The sequence below is a fragment of the Streptomyces sp. Z423-1 genome, assembly GCF_013009255.1.
Lineage (GTDB): Bacteria > Actinomycetota > Actinomycetes > Streptomycetales > Streptomycetaceae > Streptomyces > Streptomyces gossypiisoli.
Genome location: NZ_CP053109.1, coordinates 5,283,819 through 5,300,010, shown reverse-complemented (window position 1 = coordinate 5,300,010; position 16,192 = coordinate 5,283,819). Strand labels below are relative to the sequence as shown.

18 protein-coding genes are annotated in these 16,192 nt (G+C 72.3%); 10 read left to right on the top strand and 8 right to left on the bottom strand.

All coding sequences use genetic code 11. The features are described from left to right. Positions 1-3 precede the first annotated feature (3 nt). From HJD23_RS23790 to HJD23_RS23780, 3 genes are all read left to right on the top strand, one after another. Positions 4-1,356 carry an O-antigen ligase family protein gene (locus HJD23_RS23790; RefSeq protein WP_171114639.1) on the top strand — a complete coding sequence of 451 codons (1,353 nt, stop codon included), beginning with the start codon at positions 4-6 and terminating at the stop codon, positions 1,354-1,356. Positions 1,357-1,473: 117 nt separating this feature from the next. Further along, positions 1,474-1,833 carry a hypothetical protein gene (locus tag HJD23_RS23785; RefSeq protein ID WP_171114640.1) on the top strand — a complete coding sequence of 120 codons (360 nt, stop codon included), beginning with the start codon at positions 1,474-1,476 and terminating at the stop codon, positions 1,831-1,833. After that, the gene (locus HJD23_RS23780) at positions 1,826-2,095 is read left to right on the top strand and encodes a hypothetical protein (protein WP_171114641.1); all 270 of its coding nucleotides are present in this window, start codon (positions 1,826-1,828) and stop codon (positions 2,093-2,095) included. The genes HJD23_RS23785 and HJD23_RS23780 overlap by 8 nt, the downstream gene beginning before the upstream one ends. A gap of 4 nt (positions 2,096-2,099) precedes the next feature. Here the strand turns inward: HJD23_RS23780 and HJD23_RS23775 are convergent, their stop codons facing one another. Beyond that, positions 2,100-3,656, bottom strand: a complete 1,557-nt coding sequence (locus HJD23_RS23775; protein ID WP_171114642.1) for a FadD3 family acyl-CoA ligase — start codon at positions 3,654-3,656, stop codon at positions 2,100-2,102. A 100-nt stretch (positions 3,657-3,756) separates the two neighbouring features. Here HJD23_RS23775 and HJD23_RS23770 point away from each other — a divergent pair, with 100 nt between their 5' ends. The 3 genes from HJD23_RS23770 to HJD23_RS23760 are packed head-to-tail and all read left to right on the top strand — an operon-like array spanning position 3,757 to position 6,095. Further along, positions 3,757-4,905 carry a lipid-transfer protein gene (locus HJD23_RS23770; RefSeq protein WP_171114643.1) on the top strand — a complete coding sequence of 383 codons (1,149 nt, stop codon included), beginning with the start codon at positions 3,757-3,759 and terminating at the stop codon, positions 4,903-4,905. A 9-nt stretch (positions 4,906-4,914) separates the two neighbouring features. After that, the gene (locus HJD23_RS23765; RefSeq protein WP_171114644.1) at positions 4,915-5,325 is read left to right on the top strand and encodes an OB-fold domain-containing protein; all 411 of its coding nucleotides are present in this window, start codon (positions 4,915-4,917) and stop codon (positions 5,323-5,325) included. Continuing rightward, positions 5,322-6,095 (top strand): enoyl-CoA hydratase/isomerase family protein, encoded by a 774-nt coding sequence (locus HJD23_RS23760; RefSeq protein ID WP_171114645.1) that lies wholly within the window; start codon positions 5,322-5,324, stop codon positions 6,093-6,095. The genes HJD23_RS23765 and HJD23_RS23760 overlap by 4 nt, the downstream gene beginning before the upstream one ends. A 181-nt stretch (positions 6,096-6,276) precedes the next feature. On the opposite strand, the gene HJD23_RS23755 is transcribed toward HJD23_RS23760, so the two are convergent. After that, positions 6,277-8,655 (bottom strand): serine/threonine-protein kinase, encoded by a 2,379-nt coding sequence (locus tag HJD23_RS23755; RefSeq protein ID WP_171114646.1) that lies wholly within the window; start codon positions 8,653-8,655, stop codon positions 6,277-6,279. A 234-nt stretch (positions 8,656-8,889) separates the two neighbouring features. After that, a complete protein-coding gene (locus HJD23_RS23750) occupies positions 8,890-9,624 on the bottom strand; it encodes a VOC family protein (RefSeq protein WP_171114647.1) in 735 nt (244 codons plus the stop codon). Positions 9,625-9,758: 134 nt separating this feature from the next. Here HJD23_RS23750 and HJD23_RS23745 point away from each other — a divergent pair, with 134 nt between their 5' ends. Continuing rightward, entirely contained in the window at positions 9,759-10,394 is a 636-nt protein-coding gene (locus tag HJD23_RS23745; RefSeq protein WP_171118847.1) for a TetR family transcriptional regulator, read from the top strand. 87 nt (positions 10,395-10,481) lie between these two features. Here the strand turns inward: HJD23_RS23745 and HJD23_RS23740 are convergent, their stop codons facing one another. Continuing rightward, a complete protein-coding gene (locus HJD23_RS23740) occupies positions 10,482-10,934 on the bottom strand; it encodes an Lrp/AsnC family transcriptional regulator (protein ID WP_171114648.1) in 453 nt (150 codons plus the stop codon). Between the two features lie 82 nt (positions 10,935-11,016). On the opposite strand from HJD23_RS23740, the gene HJD23_RS23735 reads away from it, so the two are divergent. Then, entirely contained in the window at positions 11,017-11,637 is a 621-nt protein-coding gene (locus tag HJD23_RS23735) for a LysE family translocator (protein ID WP_171114649.1), read from the top strand. 36 nt (positions 11,638-11,673) lie between these two features. On the opposite strand, the gene HJD23_RS23730 is transcribed toward HJD23_RS23735, so the two are convergent. Next, positions 11,674-12,144 (bottom strand): nitroreductase family deazaflavin-dependent oxidoreductase, encoded by a 471-nt coding sequence (locus HJD23_RS23730; RefSeq protein ID WP_171114650.1) that lies wholly within the window; start codon positions 12,142-12,144, stop codon positions 11,674-11,676. Continuing rightward, positions 12,144-13,343, bottom strand: coding sequence for an acyl-CoA dehydrogenase family protein (locus HJD23_RS23725; protein ID WP_171114651.1), 1,200 nt, complete (start codon positions 13,341-13,343; stop codon positions 12,144-12,146). The genes HJD23_RS23730 and HJD23_RS23725 overlap by 1 nt, the downstream gene beginning before the upstream one ends. An 87-nt stretch (positions 13,344-13,430) precedes the next feature. On the opposite strand from HJD23_RS23725, the gene HJD23_RS23720 reads away from it, so the two are divergent. After that, positions 13,431-14,600 (top strand): acetyl-CoA acetyltransferase, encoded by a 1,170-nt coding sequence (locus HJD23_RS23720; RefSeq protein ID WP_171114652.1) that lies wholly within the window; start codon positions 13,431-13,433, stop codon positions 14,598-14,600. A 72-nt stretch (positions 14,601-14,672) separates the two neighbouring features. Further along, a complete protein-coding gene (locus tag HJD23_RS23715) occupies positions 14,673-15,098 on the top strand; it encodes a pyridoxamine 5'-phosphate oxidase family protein (protein WP_171114653.1) in 426 nt (141 codons plus the stop codon). A gap of 196 nt (positions 15,099-15,294) precedes the next feature. Here HJD23_RS23715 and HJD23_RS23710 read toward each other — a convergent pair whose 3' ends face one another. Continuing rightward, positions 15,295-15,567: a hypothetical protein gene (locus tag HJD23_RS23710; protein WP_171114654.1), complete on the bottom strand. Its 273-nt coding sequence runs from the start codon at positions 15,565-15,567 to the stop codon at positions 15,295-15,297. Continuing rightward, positions 15,564-15,770 carry a hypothetical protein gene (locus HJD23_RS23705; protein ID WP_171114655.1) on the bottom strand — a complete coding sequence of 69 codons (207 nt, stop codon included), beginning with the start codon at positions 15,768-15,770 and terminating at the stop codon, positions 15,564-15,566. Before HJD23_RS23705 ends, HJD23_RS23710 begins: the two co-directional genes overlap by 4 nt. Positions 15,771-16,192: the final 422 nt, after the last annotated feature.

The following is a 16,192-nucleotide window of genomic DNA, read 5'->3' as shown; positions in this document are numbered from 1 at the left end:
CTCATGGCAACCGACCGGAGCACGCCGGCGGCCCCCGGACCGGCGTACGCGTTCTGGCAGATGGTCCCGCTCGCGGCGCTGTTCATCGTGTTCCTGGACACGGCCACCGACTTCTTCCCCGACGACCCTCTCGTGGGCGTCGTCACCCCGACGCGGCTCGCGCTGCTGGTCGGGCTGCTCGCGGTGGTCGTACCGGTGCGGGGACGGCCCCGGGCGCGGCTGAGGGACTTCCGTACGCGGCTCGATCTGCCGATCGCGCTGCTGCTCGGCGCCGCCGTGGTGACGACGTTCCTCGGCAGGCACCCGACCGCTCCCCTGCGCGGCCTGCTCACCGTCGTCGCCTGCTACTACCTCGTCGTCGGCCTGCGCCGCACCCAGCCCGAGTCCTGGCGCGCGGTCGGGCTGCTCGCGCTGGTCGGTGTCGCCGCCGCCGCCACCTTCGCCTTCTCCCAGGTCACCAACGAGACCCCGACCGGCTTCTGCCGTACCGGCCTCCTCACCGACGTCTCCTGCGACGCGGGCGGCGCCGGTGTCCTGATCCGCGCCACCGGCACCTTCGCCAACCCCAACCTGCTCGCCGCGTTCCTCGTGCTGCTGCTGCCGTTCGTGCTGCTCGCCGCCGTCTCGGTGGACGAGCGCACCGCCCGTACGGTGGTCGTCCTCGTCGGGGTCGTCGGGTACGGCGCCCTGCTCACCACCTTCTCCCGCGCCGGGTACGTCGCCGGAGCCGCCGGCCTGCTCGTCCTGGGCGGCGCCTACTGGCTCGCGCCCCGCCTCGCCGACCGCGCCCAGCGCCGCATCACGGCGACCCTCGGGTTCCTCGCCCTCGGCGGCGCGGCCGCCGCGATCTGGGCCGTGTCGCGGGCCGGGGACTCGCTCGGCGTGCGCGGGCAGGCCTGGGACGCGGCGCTCGACATCGCCGTGCACAACCCGCTCGGCGTCGGCCTCGGCCGCTCCGGCGCCGTCATATCCGCGACCGCGCCCGGCGAACGCGTCTTCGTGCACACCCACAACATGTGGCTGAACTGGCTCGTCGAGACCGGCCCCCTAGGCCTGCTCGCCATCGTCGCCGTGACCGTGATCACCTGGTCCTCGGCCGCCCGCGCCGCCCGCGCCAAGTCGGCCATCGGCACGGTGGGGCTGGCCTCGCTGACCGGCTTCTTCATGATCGGGACGATGGACCACCCGGCCAACCTGGACCGGATCGACATGCTCTGGTGGCTGATCCTGGCAGTGGTGATGGCCGAGGCCCCGGCCGGGTGGCGACGCCGTCGCTCGGAAGCCTTCCCCACACCTGTCCCCGCCCAGCTCAAGCGCCCCAGGCACGGGCCGCAACGCGTCGGTGCCTCGGCATGACCATCGGGCAGGGTCTCCGCTCCCGACCCTCCATCCAGGCGCTTCCCCGGACACCCTGCGTGATCGGCCGACACTGCCGTACCGTGGGCACGGCAAGGCCATGGAAGGACACGGACGATGACCGCACAGCCCTTCGAGCCCGATGGGCCACTCATCCCCCGGCCGGAGCGGACGCCCGCCGCTCTCCGGATCGCTCTGGCGCAGGTCGCCCCGCACCGGCTTGCCGAGATGGAGCGACAGAAGGACGAGGCCATCGCCTTGGCCGCGCGCTCGGCCAGCCTCGGCCCGATCGTGCAGTTCCTGGAAAACTGGGCCGTCGTGGTGGAGATCGCCAGGAACCCAGCCACAGCCGCTCGGCTCCGGGCCGCCGAGTACACGGCGCAGACCGTCGAGCGTGAGGACCCCGCCTGGCGGGCGGCGATGGACGAGATCCATACTCTCCACACCGATGCCCAGGAGTCCCTGAACCGTGGCTGAATGGCGCTGGGAGTACGACCCGGACGAAAGCCACGTCATTGGCGGCCCCACACCAGCACCACCCGCGTTCGTCGCGGAGGTCGAGAAGCGAGCCGACGAGATCGTACGGGCGGCCGAGGTGCTCTACCTGGCTGGATCGGCGTACCAAGGCGTGGGTGAAGGCGTTCAGACCGCTTACGTGCCCGGCGGCATGTTCCTCTATCTGATCGTCCCCCGACACGAGTGCGTCTACATTCTGCAGGTAACCGCCTGGCCCGCCTGACTCGTCATCCTCTCCCGCGCAAGTCCCCCTTCACCACCTTCCCACTCGCATTCCGCGGCAACTCCCCCACGAACTCCACCACCCGCGGCACCTTGTAGTTCGCCATCTCCCGCCGCGCCCACGCGATCAGGTCGTCCCCGGTCAGCACGGCCCCGGCCCGCCGCACCACGTACGCCTTTCCGACCTCCCCCAGCCGGGCGTCCGGTACGCCGATCACCGCCACGTCCGCCACATCGGGGTGCAGGGCGAGGAGTTGCTCGATCTCCGCCGGGTACGCGTTGAAGCCGCCGACGATGAACATGTCCTTGATGCGGTCCGTGATGCGGAGGTTGCCCGCGTCGTCCATGACGCCGACGTCCCCCGTGCGCAGCCAGCCGTCGGCCGTCATGACCTCGTCCGTGGCCGACTGGTCCTCGTAGTAGCCGCGCATGACGTTGAAGCCGCGGACCAGTACCTCGCCGGGGGTGCCGAGCGGTGCGTCCACGCGGACCTCCGTGCCGGGGATCGCCCGGCCCGACGTCGAGGCGATCACCGACGGGTCGTCGCCGCGGCGGCACATCGTCACGATGCCGCTCGCCTCGGAGAGGCCGTACGCCGTCAGGACCGTCTCCACGCCCAGTTCCCCGCGCAGCCGTTCCACCAGGCGCAGTGGTACGACCGCCGCGCCCGTCACCACCAGCCGCAGCGCGGAGAGGTCGTGCGCGTTCCGGGAGGGGTGGTCGAGGAGGGACTGGAGGAGGGTCGGCGGGCCCGGGAGGACCGAGACCCGTTCGGCCGCGATGTTCGCCAGCGCCGTACCGACGTTGAAGACCGGCTGCGGGATCATCGTCGCGCCCCGCATCAGGCAGGCCAGGACGCCCGCCTTGTAGCCGAAGGTGTGGAAGAAGGGGTTGATGATCAGGTAGCGGTCGCCCTGGCGCAGGCCCGCCAGGTCGCCCCAGATGTCGTACGCGCGGAGCGACTGCGCGTGGGTGATCACCGCGCCCTTGGGGCGTCCCGTCGTGCCGGAGGTGAAGATGATGTCGGAGGGTGCGGAGGCGGAGATCGAGGAGACCCGCTCAAGAACCTCGTCCGACCCCACCCCCTCCCCCTCCGCCAGGAAGTCCTTCCAGGTGCGGAAGTCCGGCGGGGCGTCCTCCGCCAGTACGACCACCTGCTCGGGGAGTTGTCCCGGTCCCGCCGCCCGTCGTAGGGACGCCACGTACGACGTCCCGAGGAACGTCCCCGTCACGAACAGCAGCCGCGTCCCGCTCCTGCGCAGCACGTCCAGGGCCTCCGTGCCCTTGAAGCGGGTGTTCAGCGGTACGAGGACGCCGCCCGCCGACACCGCGCCCAGCGCCGCGACGATCCAGTCGAGGGAGTTGGGGGCCCAGAGGGCCACCCGGTCGCCGGGGCGCAGGCCGTGGGCGAGGCAGGCGGCCGCCGCCCGTTCGACTCGGGCGCCCAGTTCGGCGTACGAGATCCGGGTGCGGCCCTCGACCACCGCCTCGACGTCCGCGTAGCGCTCGGCGGCCCACCGGACCAGGCCCGGAATGCTGCCCCACTCCCGGTCTCCGCGCACAACGGCCTCCCAGATCGAGATGAGCTGACGCTTCGTCAGATTAGCTGTAGCCTGACGGTCTGTCAGCAGTTGGCTGTGGTCGCATGGAGGTGCCAGAGACATGGCAGCCCTGAAGGACGCCACCGCGATCGTCGGCATCGGCCGGACCGCCTTCGCCAAGCACCTCCCGGAGGACGAGCGGACCCTCGCCTGCCGAGCCGTCCTCGCCGCCCTCGACGACGCCGGGATCGCGCCGGGCGAGGTCGACGCGCTGGCCTCGTACACCATGGAGGAGACCGACGAGGTCGAGCTCGCGAAGGCCGTCGGGTTCGGTGACCTCACCTTCTTCAGCAAGGTCGGGTTCGGGGGCGGGGGTTCGTGCGCGACCGTGGCGCATCTCGCCGCGGCGATAGCCGCCGGGCAGGCGACCGTGGGTGTGGCCTGGCGGTCGCGGAAGCGGGGCAGCGGGCCCCGGCCGTGGACCAATACGGCAGTTCAGCTGCCCACCCCGGGGCAGTGGACGCGGCCCTTCGGGCTGCTGCGGCCGGCGGACGAGATCGCCATGCTCACGCGGCGCTACATGCACGAGTACGGGGCAACGCGCGATCACCTGTTCAATGTCGCCCTCGCCTGCCGGAACCGGGCCAATCAGAATCCCGCCGCGATCATGTACGACCGGCCCCTCACCCGCGAGATGTACATGACCTCCCGCTGGATCAGCGAGCCGCTCTGCCTCTACGACAACTGCCTGGAGACGGACGGCGCGTTGGCCTGTGTCGTCGTCTCACGGGAGCGGGCCCGGGACTGCCGGCAGCGGCCCGTGTACGTGCACTCCGCCGCGCAGGGGCTGCCCGCCCAGCACCACGGCATGGTCAACTACTGGAACGACGACCCGCTCACCGGGCCCGCCTGGACCGCCGCCCGGCATCTGTGGAAGCACGCCGACCTCACTCCACAGGATGTGGATGTGGCGCAGATCTACGACGCGTTCACACCGCTCGTCCTGCTGTCCCTGGAGGGGTACGGGTTCTGCGGGCGGGGGGAGGGCGGGGCGTTCACCGAGGGGGGCGCGCTGGAGATCGGCGGGCGGCTGCCGCTCAACACCGGGGGCGGGGGGCTGAGCGAGGCGTACGTCCACGGGTTCAACCTCGTCACCGAGGGCGTACGGCAGCTGCGCGGGACCAGTACCGCCCAGGTGCCGGGCGCCGCGACCTGCCTGGTCACCGCCGGTGAAGGGGTCCCCACGTCCGCGCTGCTTCTGAGGAGTTGAGGAGCGAGCATGCTGAGTCCCGTCATCGACCCCGAGGGCGCCCCCTTCTGGCGGTACGCCGCCCAGGGCGAGCTGCGTGTCCAGGCCTGCGCCGACTGCGGTGAGCCCCGCTTCCCGCCCCGTCCGTGCTGTCCGCACTGCCAGTCCTTCGCGGCCGAGTGGCGCCGGACGTCCGGGCGCGGGCGCATCTGGTCGTACGTCGTCCCGCATCCGCCGCTGCTGCCCGCCTACGCCGAGCAGGCGCCGTACAACGTGATCGTCGTCGAGCTGGCGGAGGCGCCGAGGATACGGCTGGTCGGCAATCTCGTCGCCCGTCCCGGCGCGCGCCTCGACTCCGTCGCGCCGGACCGTGTCCGGATCGGTGCGAAGGTGCGGGTCGTGTTCACCGGCGACGGGGTTCCGCAGTGGGTGTACGGATGAGCGGGCTCGGGGTCGCCGTCGACAAGGACACAGGCGTCGCCGTCGTCACCATCGACCGGCCTGAGCGGCTCAACGCCATCGACCTCGCCCTGGCCGACGAACTCGCCGCTGCGTGGCGGGGGTTCCGGTACGACGACTCCGTGCGGGCCGTCATCCTCACCGGCGCCGGGGACCGGGCCTTCTGCACCGGCATCGACCGGGACGTGTCGGTGCCGCAGCCCGGATCGCCGTACATGCAGGACGATCCGCTGCTCGGGGTCGGGCCGAAGGCGAACGATCTGTGGAAGCCGGTCGTCGCGGCCGTGGGTGGGATGGCCTGCGGCGGGGCCTTCTACCTGCTCGGGGAGGCCGAGTTCGTGGTCGCCGACGAGACGGCCACCTTCTTCGACCCGCACACCACGTACGGGATGGTCAGCGCGTACGAGTCGATGCTGATGGCGCAACGGATGCCGTACGGGGAGGCCGCCCGGACGGCACTGATGGGCACGGCGGAACGGATGTCGGCGCGGCGGGCGTACGAGGTGGGGCTGGTGTCCGAACTCGTGCCGCCCGGCGGGGCGTTGGCGGCGGCGACCGCCTGCGCCACGGTGCTCGCCGGGTACCCGCCCGAGGCCGTCCAGGGGACCGTGCGGGCCCTGTGGGCGGGCCGGGAGGCGGCCCTGGCGGCGGCGTTCGCGCAGGCGCCCGCGCTCATCGCGCTGGGGAATCTGCCGGCCGGGCGGCAGGCGGAGCTGTTCCGCGGGCGACGCCGGGAACACCGGACGCGGTGAGGGCAACCCCGGCTGCTGCGGCTACTCCGGGTGCTCCTCCGGCAGCTCACGTGGCAGCTCCCGTTCACGGGGCGTAGCGTCATGTGTGAGCACGGTGAAGGCCGGGCTCGCCCGAGCGACGGCCGCCGTCTGGAAATCCCTTCCGTGCGCCCGGTACGACGGCCGTCCCGTGGCACCCAGCTCAGGCGGTGCGGGCCGTGCCCGTGCCCTTCTCCGCGTCGAGGGCGTAGACGCAGCGGTCCTTGCTGCACGCGTACACGATCCCGTCCTTGACGACCGGGGAGCCGGTGATCTCGCCGCCGGTGGCGAGTTTCCAGCGCAGTCGGCCGTCGTCGGCCTTGAGCGTGTACAGGAGGTGGTCGGTGGCGCCGAAGTGGATGCGGCCCTCGGCGACGGAGGGGGCGCCCACGATGTCGCCGCCCGCCTGGAAGCGCCACTTGGGCGTGCCGGTGACCGCGTCCAGGGTGTAGAGGCCGGTGCCGCTGCCGACGTGGACGTGCCCGGCGGCGACCAGGACCGGGTCGACGGACGCCCGGGCCTCGGTGGCGATGCGCCAGCGGTCGCGGCCGTCGGTGGCGTCGAGGGCGTACACCGTGCCGAGGTAGTCGGCGAGGTAGATGCCGCCGCCGGTGACCGCGGGGCCGGGCGCGAAGGCGGGCGGGGAGAGGAAGACGGCCGGTGCCTCGAAGTGCCAGCGGACGTGGCCGCCGGCGATGTCGACGGCGAGGACGCGGGTGCCGGCGGTGATGTAGACGTAGCCGTCGGGGGCGGGCGCGACACGGACCGGGACGCCGCCGCAGGAGGCCACGTCGCCGATCGGGTACGACCAGCGCTCGTCGCCGGTGCGGGCGTCCAGGGCGCGCAGGCGGGCGTCCCGCCAGACGTAGACGGTGCCGTCGTGGAGCGCGGGCCCGGCCTCGGGGGACTCGAAGTCGCTCTGGCAGCCGGTGATCTCCCACAGCTTGCGGCCGTTGGCGGCCTCCCAGGCCTGGACGCCGCCGCCGCGGGTGCCGGTGACGACGGTGCCGCGCTCGGCCTTCAGGGAGTACACCCAGGCGTCCGTGGACAGCCGCCACAGGTCGGCGCCCCCGCGGGCGTCCAGGGCGAACAGGGTGGGGCCGTCGGAGGCGTGGATCCTGCCGTCCGCGACCGCCATCGACCAGGCCACGTCCCGGGTCTTGAAGCGGCGCCGCCCGGTGGCCACGTCGAGGGCGTGCACCTCGAAGGAGGTGACGTAGACGAGGTCGCCGTCGACGGCCGGGGTGCCCCACACGTCGTTGGACATCCGGAACCGCCAGGGCCGCCAGCCCGCCGGGCTCTCCGGGGATGCCGGGGGCTGCGGTGCCGGTACGGCAGGGCCTACGGCAGGGTCTGCGCCGTTGACTCCGGGGCGCGGCTTGGACCAGGAGGCGGCCAGGCCCGCCTCGGGCGGGGGTGCCTTGACGGCGGCGGCGCGGGCGTCGGCGACGCGCGGTCCCGGGCCGATCGGCACGGCGGCGCCGGCCAGCCGGACCGGGCCGCCGTCGGGGGCGCCGACCGGCGCGGGCACCGGCGGGGCGGAGACGGGCGGCGGCGGGACGACGGGGTCGTGCGACGGTGGGGGCGGCACGGCGGGCGGGCGGGCCGAGCCGCGGCTCGCGCCGGACGTGGGCTTGGCGGCGGGGCGGCCGCCGCGGCGGGCCTCGATGAGGGCGACCGCCTTCTCGGGCAGCCACGCCGACGCCGTACCGCTGTCGTCGGAGCCGGAGCCGAACAGGTGCGGGGCGAGCTGGGCCTGGAGGTCGGCGGGGTTGGGGCGGGCGGTCGGGTCCATCTGCATACAGGACTCGATGAGCGGGCGCAGCTCGTCCGGGAGGCCTTCGAGGTCGGGGCCCTCGCGGAGCAGCATGAAGACCGTCTCGACCGGGTTGGCGCCGTGGAAGGGCGGGTGTCCGGTGGCGGCGAACACCAGCATCGAGCCGAGCGAGAAGACATCGCTGGCGCCGGTGACGCTGCGGGAGTCCTTCGCCTGCTCGGGCGACATGTAGGCGGGGGTGCCGACGGCCACGTTCGTCATGGTCAGACGGGTGTTCGAGACGCCGGAGGCGATACCGAAGTCGATCACCCGGGGGCCGTCCTCGACGACGAGGACGTTGGAGGGCTTGAGGTCACGGTGGACCAGCCCGGCGCCGTGGATCGACTGGAGCGCCTCCGCGACGCCCGCCGCCAGCCAGCGCACCGCCTGGGCCGGGAGCGGCCCGCAGTCGTTCACTATCTCTTCGAGGGAGGGTGCGGGGACGTACGCGGTCGCCAGCCACGGCACGGCGGCGCGCGGGTCGGCGTCGACCACGGCCGCCGTGTAGAAGCCGGAGACCGCGCGGGCCGCCTCGACCTCGCGCGTGAAGCGGACGCGGAACAGCTGGTCCTCGGCGAGCTCCGTCCGCACGGTCTTGATCGCCACGCGCCGGCCGGACGCCGAGCGCGCGAGATAGACCAGCCCCATGCCGCCGGCCCCCAGCCGTCCCAGCACCTCGAACGGCCCGATCCGCCGCGGATCGTGCTGCGTCAGCTGATCCACCACTTGCCTGCCACCTCCCCGTACGAGCCGCGTCACCCACATATGGACGCGACCGAAGTGCAGCGTCTCACCACCGCACCGCCGTGGCGGCACGCACCCCGATTCTTCCTGTCCCGGCCGCAGGTTGCGAACCCGGTGATATATCGGGTGTCTCACCCCATACCGGGGCAAGTGCTGGCGCAGGGGCCTGCGGATCGGGGCTGGATCGGCGGTGGATCGGCGGTGGATCCGCGGTGGTCAGAGCTGGAGCAGCCCGAACGACGCCCCCTGGTCGTCCGTGGCCATCCCCACCGTGCCGTACGAAGTGTCGAAAGGTCCCGCCTGGATCCGGCCACCGAGCCGGTTCACCTCGGCGAGCGCGGCCTCGCAGTCCGTCACCCCGAAATGGACGATGAAGTGCGGCGGCATCTCGGCCGGGAAGACGTCGGCGAGCGGGGCCCGGCCGAAGTCGGGCTCGGCGTCCGGCCCGAACAGGGCGTCGTGGAAGAGATCGCCGTAGAAGGTGTTGGCGGCGGCGGTGTCACGGGCGTACAGCTCGGCCCAGACGAAGGCGCCGGGCGCGTGCCGCAGGCCGAAGCCGGTGTGCGTCCCCGGCTGCCACAGGCCGAACACCGCGCCCTCGGGGTCGGTGGCCAGCGCGGCGACGCCCAGCTCGCCGACCGGCATCGGCGCGGTGACCACCTGGCCGCCGGCCGCCCGGATCCGCCGGGTGAGCGCCTCGGCGTCCGGCGTCGCGAAGTACACCGTCCAGACCGTGGGCAGCCGGCCGTCCGCCTTCTGCGCGAGCGCGGCGACGGGCTCGCCCTCGTGGTACGCCCACACGGTTCCGCCGTACGACGGCTCGAAGGACCATCCGAAGAGCTCACCGTAGAACCGCTTGCCCGCCTCGACGTCGGCGAGCTGCGCGTCCACCCAGCACGGGACGCCCTCGGTGTATGCCGCTTCGCGAGCAGATGTGCTGTTTTCGGCCATGCCGCCAAAGTAGCGGCGCCGTCCGCACCCCGCTCACCGGCCACACCGCGCCCACATACCCCATGCACCCCATTTGCAGTCGGCCGAATCGCGCTCCCATCACCCCTCGGTAAGCTGACGACATGACAGGACAAGTGCGTACCGTCGACGGCCGCGTGGCCGGTCGGCGCGGGCAGGCGACGCGGCAGAAGCTGCTCGACTGCCTCAGCGAGATGCTCAGCTCCTCTCCCTACCGGGACGTCAAGGTCATCGATGTCGCCCGGAGGGCGGGCACTTCGCCCGCGACCTTCTACCAGTACTTCCCGGACGTCGAGGGCGCCGTCCTGGAGATCGCCGAGCAAATGGCCGCCGAGGGCGCCGGGTTGACGGAACTCCTCGAAGGCCGCACCTGGGTCGGCAAGGCCGGCTGGCAGACCGCCCAGGAACTCGTCGACGGCTTCCTGGAGTTCTGGCGCAGGAACGACGCGATCCTGCGCGTCGTCGATCTCGGCGCCGCCGAGGGGGACAAGCGGTTCTACAAGATCCGCATGAAGATCCTGAACTCCGTGAACAACTCCCTGGTGGACGCTGTCACCGAACTCCAGTCCAAGGGCCGCGTCGACAAGGACGTGAACCCGGCGGCGATCGCCGGTTCCCTGGTCGCGATGCTGGCCGCGGTGGCCTCGCACCAGAAGGGCTTCCAGAGCTGGGGCGTCAAACAGGCCGAACTCAAGCCGAATCTCGCCCTGTTGGTACATCTGGGCATCACCGGAAAGAAGCCGACCAGGTAGCCGCGCCGGCCCCTTTTCCTTTTTTTCCTTTCCAAGTCCTGTCAGGCAGGCGGTGGTTCACCCGGGTGGGCCACCGCCTGTCACGTGTCACGCCGGCAGCGGCCGGTCCTTGACCACGTGCTTCATCACCAGCGTGGAGGTGAGCCGCTGCACCCCCGGCAGCGTCGCGAGCCGCTCGTCGTACAGCCGCTGGAAAGCGGCGAGGTCCGCGGTGGCCACCCGCAGCAGATAGTCCGGCTCCCCGAACAGCCGCTGCGCGTCCAGCACGTGCTCCACCTCGCTGACCGCCTTCTCGAACTCGGCGACCGTGGCCCGGTCCTCCTGCCGCATGGACACGAAGACCAGCGCCTCGAAGGTCAGCCCCACGGCCCCCGGATCGACCACGGCCCGGTACCCGCTGATCGCCCGCGACCGCTCCAGCTCCCGCAGCCGCCGATGACACGGCGACACACTCAGCCGCACTCGCGCGGCCAGCTCGGTCACGGTCAGCCGCCCGTCCTGCTGCAGCTCGGCAAGGATCTTCCGGTCCATGTCGTCCATGGGGAAGATTCTTCCCCAGAAATGGCGATCACGGGAAAACTTCGGGAACACTTTCGGGCACTTCCGACCTAATCTCGCCATCATGGACGCCGCAACCCTGATCTCCTTCCTCGCCCTCGACCTGCTGCTGGTGTGCGTACCGGGCGCGGACTGGGCGTATGTGATCTCGGCCGGTCTGCGCGACCGCTCGCCGGTCACGGCGGTGGCGGGCCTGGTCAGCGGCTATGCGCTGCACACGCTGCTCGCGGCGGCGGGTCTGGCGGTCCTGGTGGCGGGATCGCCGGTGCTGCTCACGGCGCTGACGGTGGTCGGGGCGGCGTATCTGGTGTGGCTGGGGTGGGGCGTGCTGCGCCGCCCGGGGACGCCGGAGGCCGGGGACGACACCCCGGTGGCCGGGCGCCGGGTGTTCCTGCGCGGCGCGATGATCAGCGGGCTCAACCCCAAGGGCCTGCTGCTCTACCTCTCGGTACTCCCGCAGTTCCTCGTCCTCGGGCACGGGCACCTGCCGGTTCCGGCCCAGACCGCCGTCCTCGGGCTGCTGCACATGGCGTGCTGTGCCGCGGTCTACCTCGGCGTCGGCCTCGCGGCGCGCGCGGTGCTGGGGGCGCGCCCGGCGGCGGCGCGGGCGGTGGCGCGGACGTCGGGGGCGGCGATGCTGGGAATCGGGGCGTTTCTCCTCGTACAGCGGCTGGCGACGCTGTAGGAGCCACAGCGGGGAGTCCTCTCCGTACGAGCACGATCATTTTCGTACGAGCCGGAAGATCCGGATCTCGCGCGTCACCCGTGCCTGATACGTCGCATACGGCGGCCAGAACGCCAGCACCGCCCGCCAGGCCGCCGCCCGCTCCTGTCCCGCCAGCAGCCGGGCGGTGACGGGGATGTCCCGGCCCTTGAAGTTGATCTCGGCGTCGGGATGGGCGAGGAGGTTGTGGGTCCAGGCCGGGTGACCCGTCCGGCCGAAGTTGGAGCCGACGAGGATCCAGCTCCGTCCGCCCTCCTCCGGCATACACGCGAGCGGCGTACGGCGCCGCTGCCCGCTCCGCGCGCCGGTCGAGGTCAGGATCACGCCCGGCAGCAGCGTCGCGCTGAGCAGCACCTTTCCGCGGGTGAGGCGGTGGACGGCCCGGTCCAGGGCCGGGACGACGTAGGGGGCGACCTTCGCGAAGCCCCTGGTCGAGGAGACCTTCTGCACGATCCCGGCGACACCCATCAGACGGCCACCTCCACCCGCTCGAACAGCCGCGCCGCCTCGGCGGCCTGCGCGCGCAGCCGGTGCACCGGCCCGAACAGCAGCTCGTCGCCGGCCGCGCGCTTGAAGTACAGGTGGGCGTCGTGCTCCCAGGTGAAACCGAGGCCGCCGTGCAGCTGGATGCCCTCGGCGGCGGCGGTCCGCAGCGCCTCCAGCGCCTGGGCGAGTGCCAGCCCGCCGACGCGCTCGCCGTGGCTGGTGGCCCATGCGGCGTAGTACGCCGCCGAACGCGCCGCCTGCACCTGCACGTACACGTCGGCCAGCCGGTGCTTGACCGCCTGGAAGGAGCCGATGGGCCGCCCGAACTGCTTGCGCTGCCCGACGTGTTCGACGGTCCGTTCCAGGGCGCGGTCGGCGGCGCCGACGGCTTCGGCGGCGAGGACGGCGGCGGCGGTGTCGCCGAGCGCGGCGAGGGCGTCGAGGGCATGGGCGTCGATGACAGGGGGCTGATCGGCGCCCAGCAACTCCGCTCTCACGTCCCGCAGTTGGATCCGCGCCCGTGGCCGGGTCGCGTCGAGGGCGGTCTGCCGTACGCGGGTCAGCCCGGCGGCGTCCCCCGGCACGAGGAACAGCAGCGTCCGCGACCGGGCGAACCCCCCGGTGTGCGCGGCGACGACCAGCAGCCCCGCGCTGTGGCCGTCCAGCACCTGGTCGACCTCCCCGTACAGCCGCCAGTCACCGTCCGACCGGCGCGCCTGCACGCCCCCCGCCCGGCCGCCGCCCGCCCAGTCGCCCGCGTTGCCGCCGGTCAGCGCGAGGGCGGTGGCGAGGTGGGGGCCGGGGACGGCGAGGGCGGCGGTGAGGTGGCCGGAGGCGATGCGCGGGAGGAGCTCGGCGCGCTGGGCCGCGGTCCCGAGGGCGAGGAGGAGCGGGGCGGTGAGGACGGCGGTGGGGATCATCGGCGACGGGGCGAGCGCGCGGCCGGTCTCCTCGGCGGCGAGGGCGAGTTCGGTCGCGGAGCAGCCGACGCCGCCGTAGGCCTCGGGGAGGGCGAGGCCGGGCAGGCCGAGCCGTTCGGCGAGGGCGGACCAGAGGGCGGGGTCGTGTCCGGCCGGGGTGTCGAGGGCGGCGCGCAGCTGCTCGGGGGTGCAGCGGCGGCGGAGCAGTTCGCGGAGGGTGCGGCGGATCTCGTCCTGCTCGGGCGTGAAGCTGGCGTCCATGAACGGCCTCCCTCGATCTGACGGCCTGTCATATTAGGCCGACGACAGCCAACCACCCATACCCATTTCTGATGTACCGTCAGAAATATGGCTGCTGCTACCCGGAAAGTCGCCGTGGTGGGCGTGTCCCTGTCCGACTGCGGCCGTGTCGACGACGCAACCCCGTACACCCTGCACGCCCAGGCCGCCCGCCAGGCCCTCGCGGACGCCGGTCTGGACCGGGCGGTCGTCGACGGCTTCGCGTCGGCCGGCACGGGCGTGCTGGCGCCGGTGGAGGTGGCCGAGTATCTGGGCCTGCGCCCCACCTGGGTCGACTCCACGTCGGTCGGCGGCTCGACGTGGGAGGTGATGGCGGCGCACGCGGCAGACGCGATCGCGGCGGGGCATGCGCGGGCGGTGCTGCTGGTGTACGGCTCGACGGCCCGCGCGGACGTCAAGGCCGGGCGCCGCACCGGCAACCTCTCCTTCGGCGCGCGCGGGCCGCTGCAGTTCGAGGTGCCGTACGGCCACACCCTGATCGCCAAGTACGCGATGGCGGCCCGTCGTCACATGATCGAGTACGGGACGACGATCGAGCAGCTGGCGGAGGTCGCGGTGCAGGCGCGGGCGAACGCGGCGCTGAACCCGGAGGCCATGTTCCGCACGCCGATCACCGTCGACGACGTCCTGGACGGCCCGGTGATCGCGGACCCCTTCACCAAGCTGCACTGCTGCCTCCGCTCGGACGGCGGCGCGGCGGTCCTGCTGGCCGCGCAGGACGTCGTACCGGACTGCCGTACCGCTCCGGTGTGGATCCTCGGCACCGGGGAGCACGTCTCGCACTCCGCGATGTCCGAGTGGCCGGACTTCACCCGCTCTCCGGCGGCGGTGAGCGGACGACTGGCGTTCGAGCGGGCCGGGGTGCGTCCGGCGGAGATCGACTTCGCGGAGATCTACGACGCGTTCACCTACATGACGCTGGTGACGCTGGAGGACCTGGGCTTCTGCGGGAAGGGCGAGGGCGGGGCGTTCGTCGAGAAGGGGCGGCTGCTGGTCGAGGGCGGGGAGCTGCCGGTGAACACCGACGGGGGCGGTCTGTCGGCCCAGCATCCCGGGATGCGGGGACTGTTCCTGCTGGTGGAGGCGGTACGGCAGTTGCGCGGAGAGGCGGGGGCACGGCAGGTGCGCGGCGCGGGCGGGGGGCTGCCGCGGCTGGGGGTGGCGTCGGGGACGGGCGGCTGGTTCTGCTCGTCGGGGACGGTGGTGCTGGGTCGCTGACGGAACACCGGCCCCCGGCGTGGTGTTGTGGTCGTCACAGGCTGTTCGACGACGCCGCTGGAGGAGATTCGTATGGCACTGACCCGCGAGGAGCGCGAGGAGTTCCTGGCCGAGCCGCACATCGCCGCACTGGCGGTGGCCGCGGAGGAGGGCCGGGCCCCGCTCAGCGTGCCGATCTGGTACCAGTACGAGCCCGGCGGTGACGTGTGGATCCTGACGGGACAGGACTCCCGCAAGCACCGGCTGATCAGCGCGGCAGGGCGCTTCACGCTGATGGTCGACCGGGTGGAGCCCACCGTCCGCTATGTGTCGGTCGAGGGGCCGGTCGTGGACACCGTCCCCTTCACCGTCGAGCAGCTGCGCGAGATCTCGGCGCGTTATCTGCCGGCCGAGAAGGTCGAGGAATACGTCGAGTTCTCGTTGAAGAACCACGGGGAGATGGTGGTCATCCGGATGCGTCCGGAGCGGTGGGTGTCGTCGGATCTGGGGTCGGTGTAGGCCCCGCCGAGGTGCGCACCTTACCGGCGCCATCACTCACCGCGCGCAGCAAGGCTGCCCCCGACTGATAGTTCTAGACGAACAGTTGGGGGCGTATGTCGGTCCTGGACGGGGGACCAGGACGGGGGTCCCGCGTGCTGCCCGGGTGTCTCGCGGCGCCCCGGAAGGCAGCCATCGGGTTTCGTGCTGGACGCGCTCAGACGCCCTGCGCGTCCAGTTCCCGATAGGGGTTGCCCTCCGCCGGAGTCACGCGCCAATACGTCTCGACCATGGCCTTGTACTGCCGATGCGAGGGATTCAGGCCCGAGTGTTTCAGAGCCCAAATCTCCACAGGTTCAGGGTCGTTGTCCTGTGCCGGCGCTTCTGCACCACAAGCGATGCACACGGCGGAATAGATGGCGTGCGGGGCCTCCTCCCCAGTTTCCGGTCCGAGCGTCCATTCAGCCTCTCTGATGAGAGAACGCGTCACAGTTCCCCCCTGCTGCGCCGGTTTGCTTCGGCCACTTTGACGCGCAGCCTTTCGGCGCTGCCGACGCAGTGCGGGCACGAACACGGCGGGTACTTCTGGCCTACTTCCGGCGCGTCCACAGGCTTGACCGTGTGCTTCCTGATCACCTCAGTACGGACGCCCGTGTTCGGGTTGATCCGGTAGACCTCAATCGTCATCGCCACGGGGCAGCCTCCCGGTGCGCTTCCTGGGCGCCTGCGCGGGCGTCCGCGGGCGCTGCGCCCAGCGCTGCCACGTACGGTCGGACAAGGGCGCCCGTGGGCTCCCAGGCTTCCTCTGCCTCCCAGTCACGGGGCGGGAGCCACTCGGCGCGCCCCTGCGGTTGGGGCCCCCGCGGGGGCGCTGCGTGCCGCTCTTTGCGGTGCCTGCGCGCGGTGACGAGCCTTGCGCCCCGCATGTCCGGCGACAGTCGGTGAAAGGGCACCTGGGGTGCTGCGTGGGGCGGTGCGGAGCGGCTGTGCTCACGGGTGGTGCGCGGTCCGAACAGGACCGCTCTCATCCATTCGAGCGCACGTGATAGGCATTGCATTGTCGACGCTCCCTCTCGGGTTGAGCGTTGGCCATGCCCCGGGGCCGTTCGCGCGGT

Bases quoted from the DNA above. Each gene is read 5' to 3' on its own strand.
- HJD23_RS23715 (WP_171114653.1), top strand. From the start codon at position 14,673: ATGGCACTGACCCGCGAGGAGCGCGAGGAGTTCCTGGCCGAGCCGCAC.
- HJD23_RS23735 (WP_171114649.1), top strand. From the start codon at position 11,017: ATGGACGCCGCAACCCTGATCTCCTTCCTCGCCCTCGACCTGCTGCTG.
- HJD23_RS23790 (WP_171114639.1), top strand. From the start codon at position 4: ATGGCAACCGACCGGAGCACGCCGGCGGCCCCCGGACCGGCGTACGCG.
- HJD23_RS23730 (WP_171114650.1), bottom strand. From the start codon at position 12,144: ATGGGTGTCGCCGGGATCGTGCAGAAGGTCTCCTCGACCAGGGGCTTC.
- HJD23_RS23760 (WP_171114645.1), top strand. From the start codon at position 5,322: ATGAGCGGGCTCGGGGTCGCCGTCGACAAGGACACAGGCGTCGCCGTC.
- HJD23_RS23725 (WP_171114651.1), bottom strand. From the start codon at position 13,343: ATGGACGCCAGCTTCACGCCCGAGCAGGACGAGATCCGCCGCACCCTC.
- HJD23_RS23750 (WP_171114647.1), bottom strand. From the start codon at position 9,624: ATGGCCGAAAACAGCACATCTGCTCGCGAAGCGGCATACACCGAGGGC.
- HJD23_RS23770 (WP_171114643.1), top strand. From the start codon at position 3,757: ATGGCAGCCCTGAAGGACGCCACCGCGATCGTCGGCATCGGCCGGACC.
- HJD23_RS23785 (WP_171114640.1), top strand. From the start codon at position 1,474: ATGACCGCACAGCCCTTCGAGCCCGATGGGCCACTCATCCCCCGGCCG.
- HJD23_RS23765 (WP_171114644.1), top strand. From the start codon at position 4,915: ATGCTGAGTCCCGTCATCGACCCCGAGGGCGCCCCCTTCTGGCGGTAC.
- HJD23_RS23720 (WP_171114652.1), top strand. From the start codon at position 13,431: ATGGCTGCTGCTACCCGGAAAGTCGCCGTGGTGGGCGTGTCCCTGTCC.
- HJD23_RS23740 (WP_171114648.1), bottom strand. From the start codon at position 10,934: ATGGACGACATGGACCGGAAGATCCTTGCCGAGCTGCAGCAGGACGGG.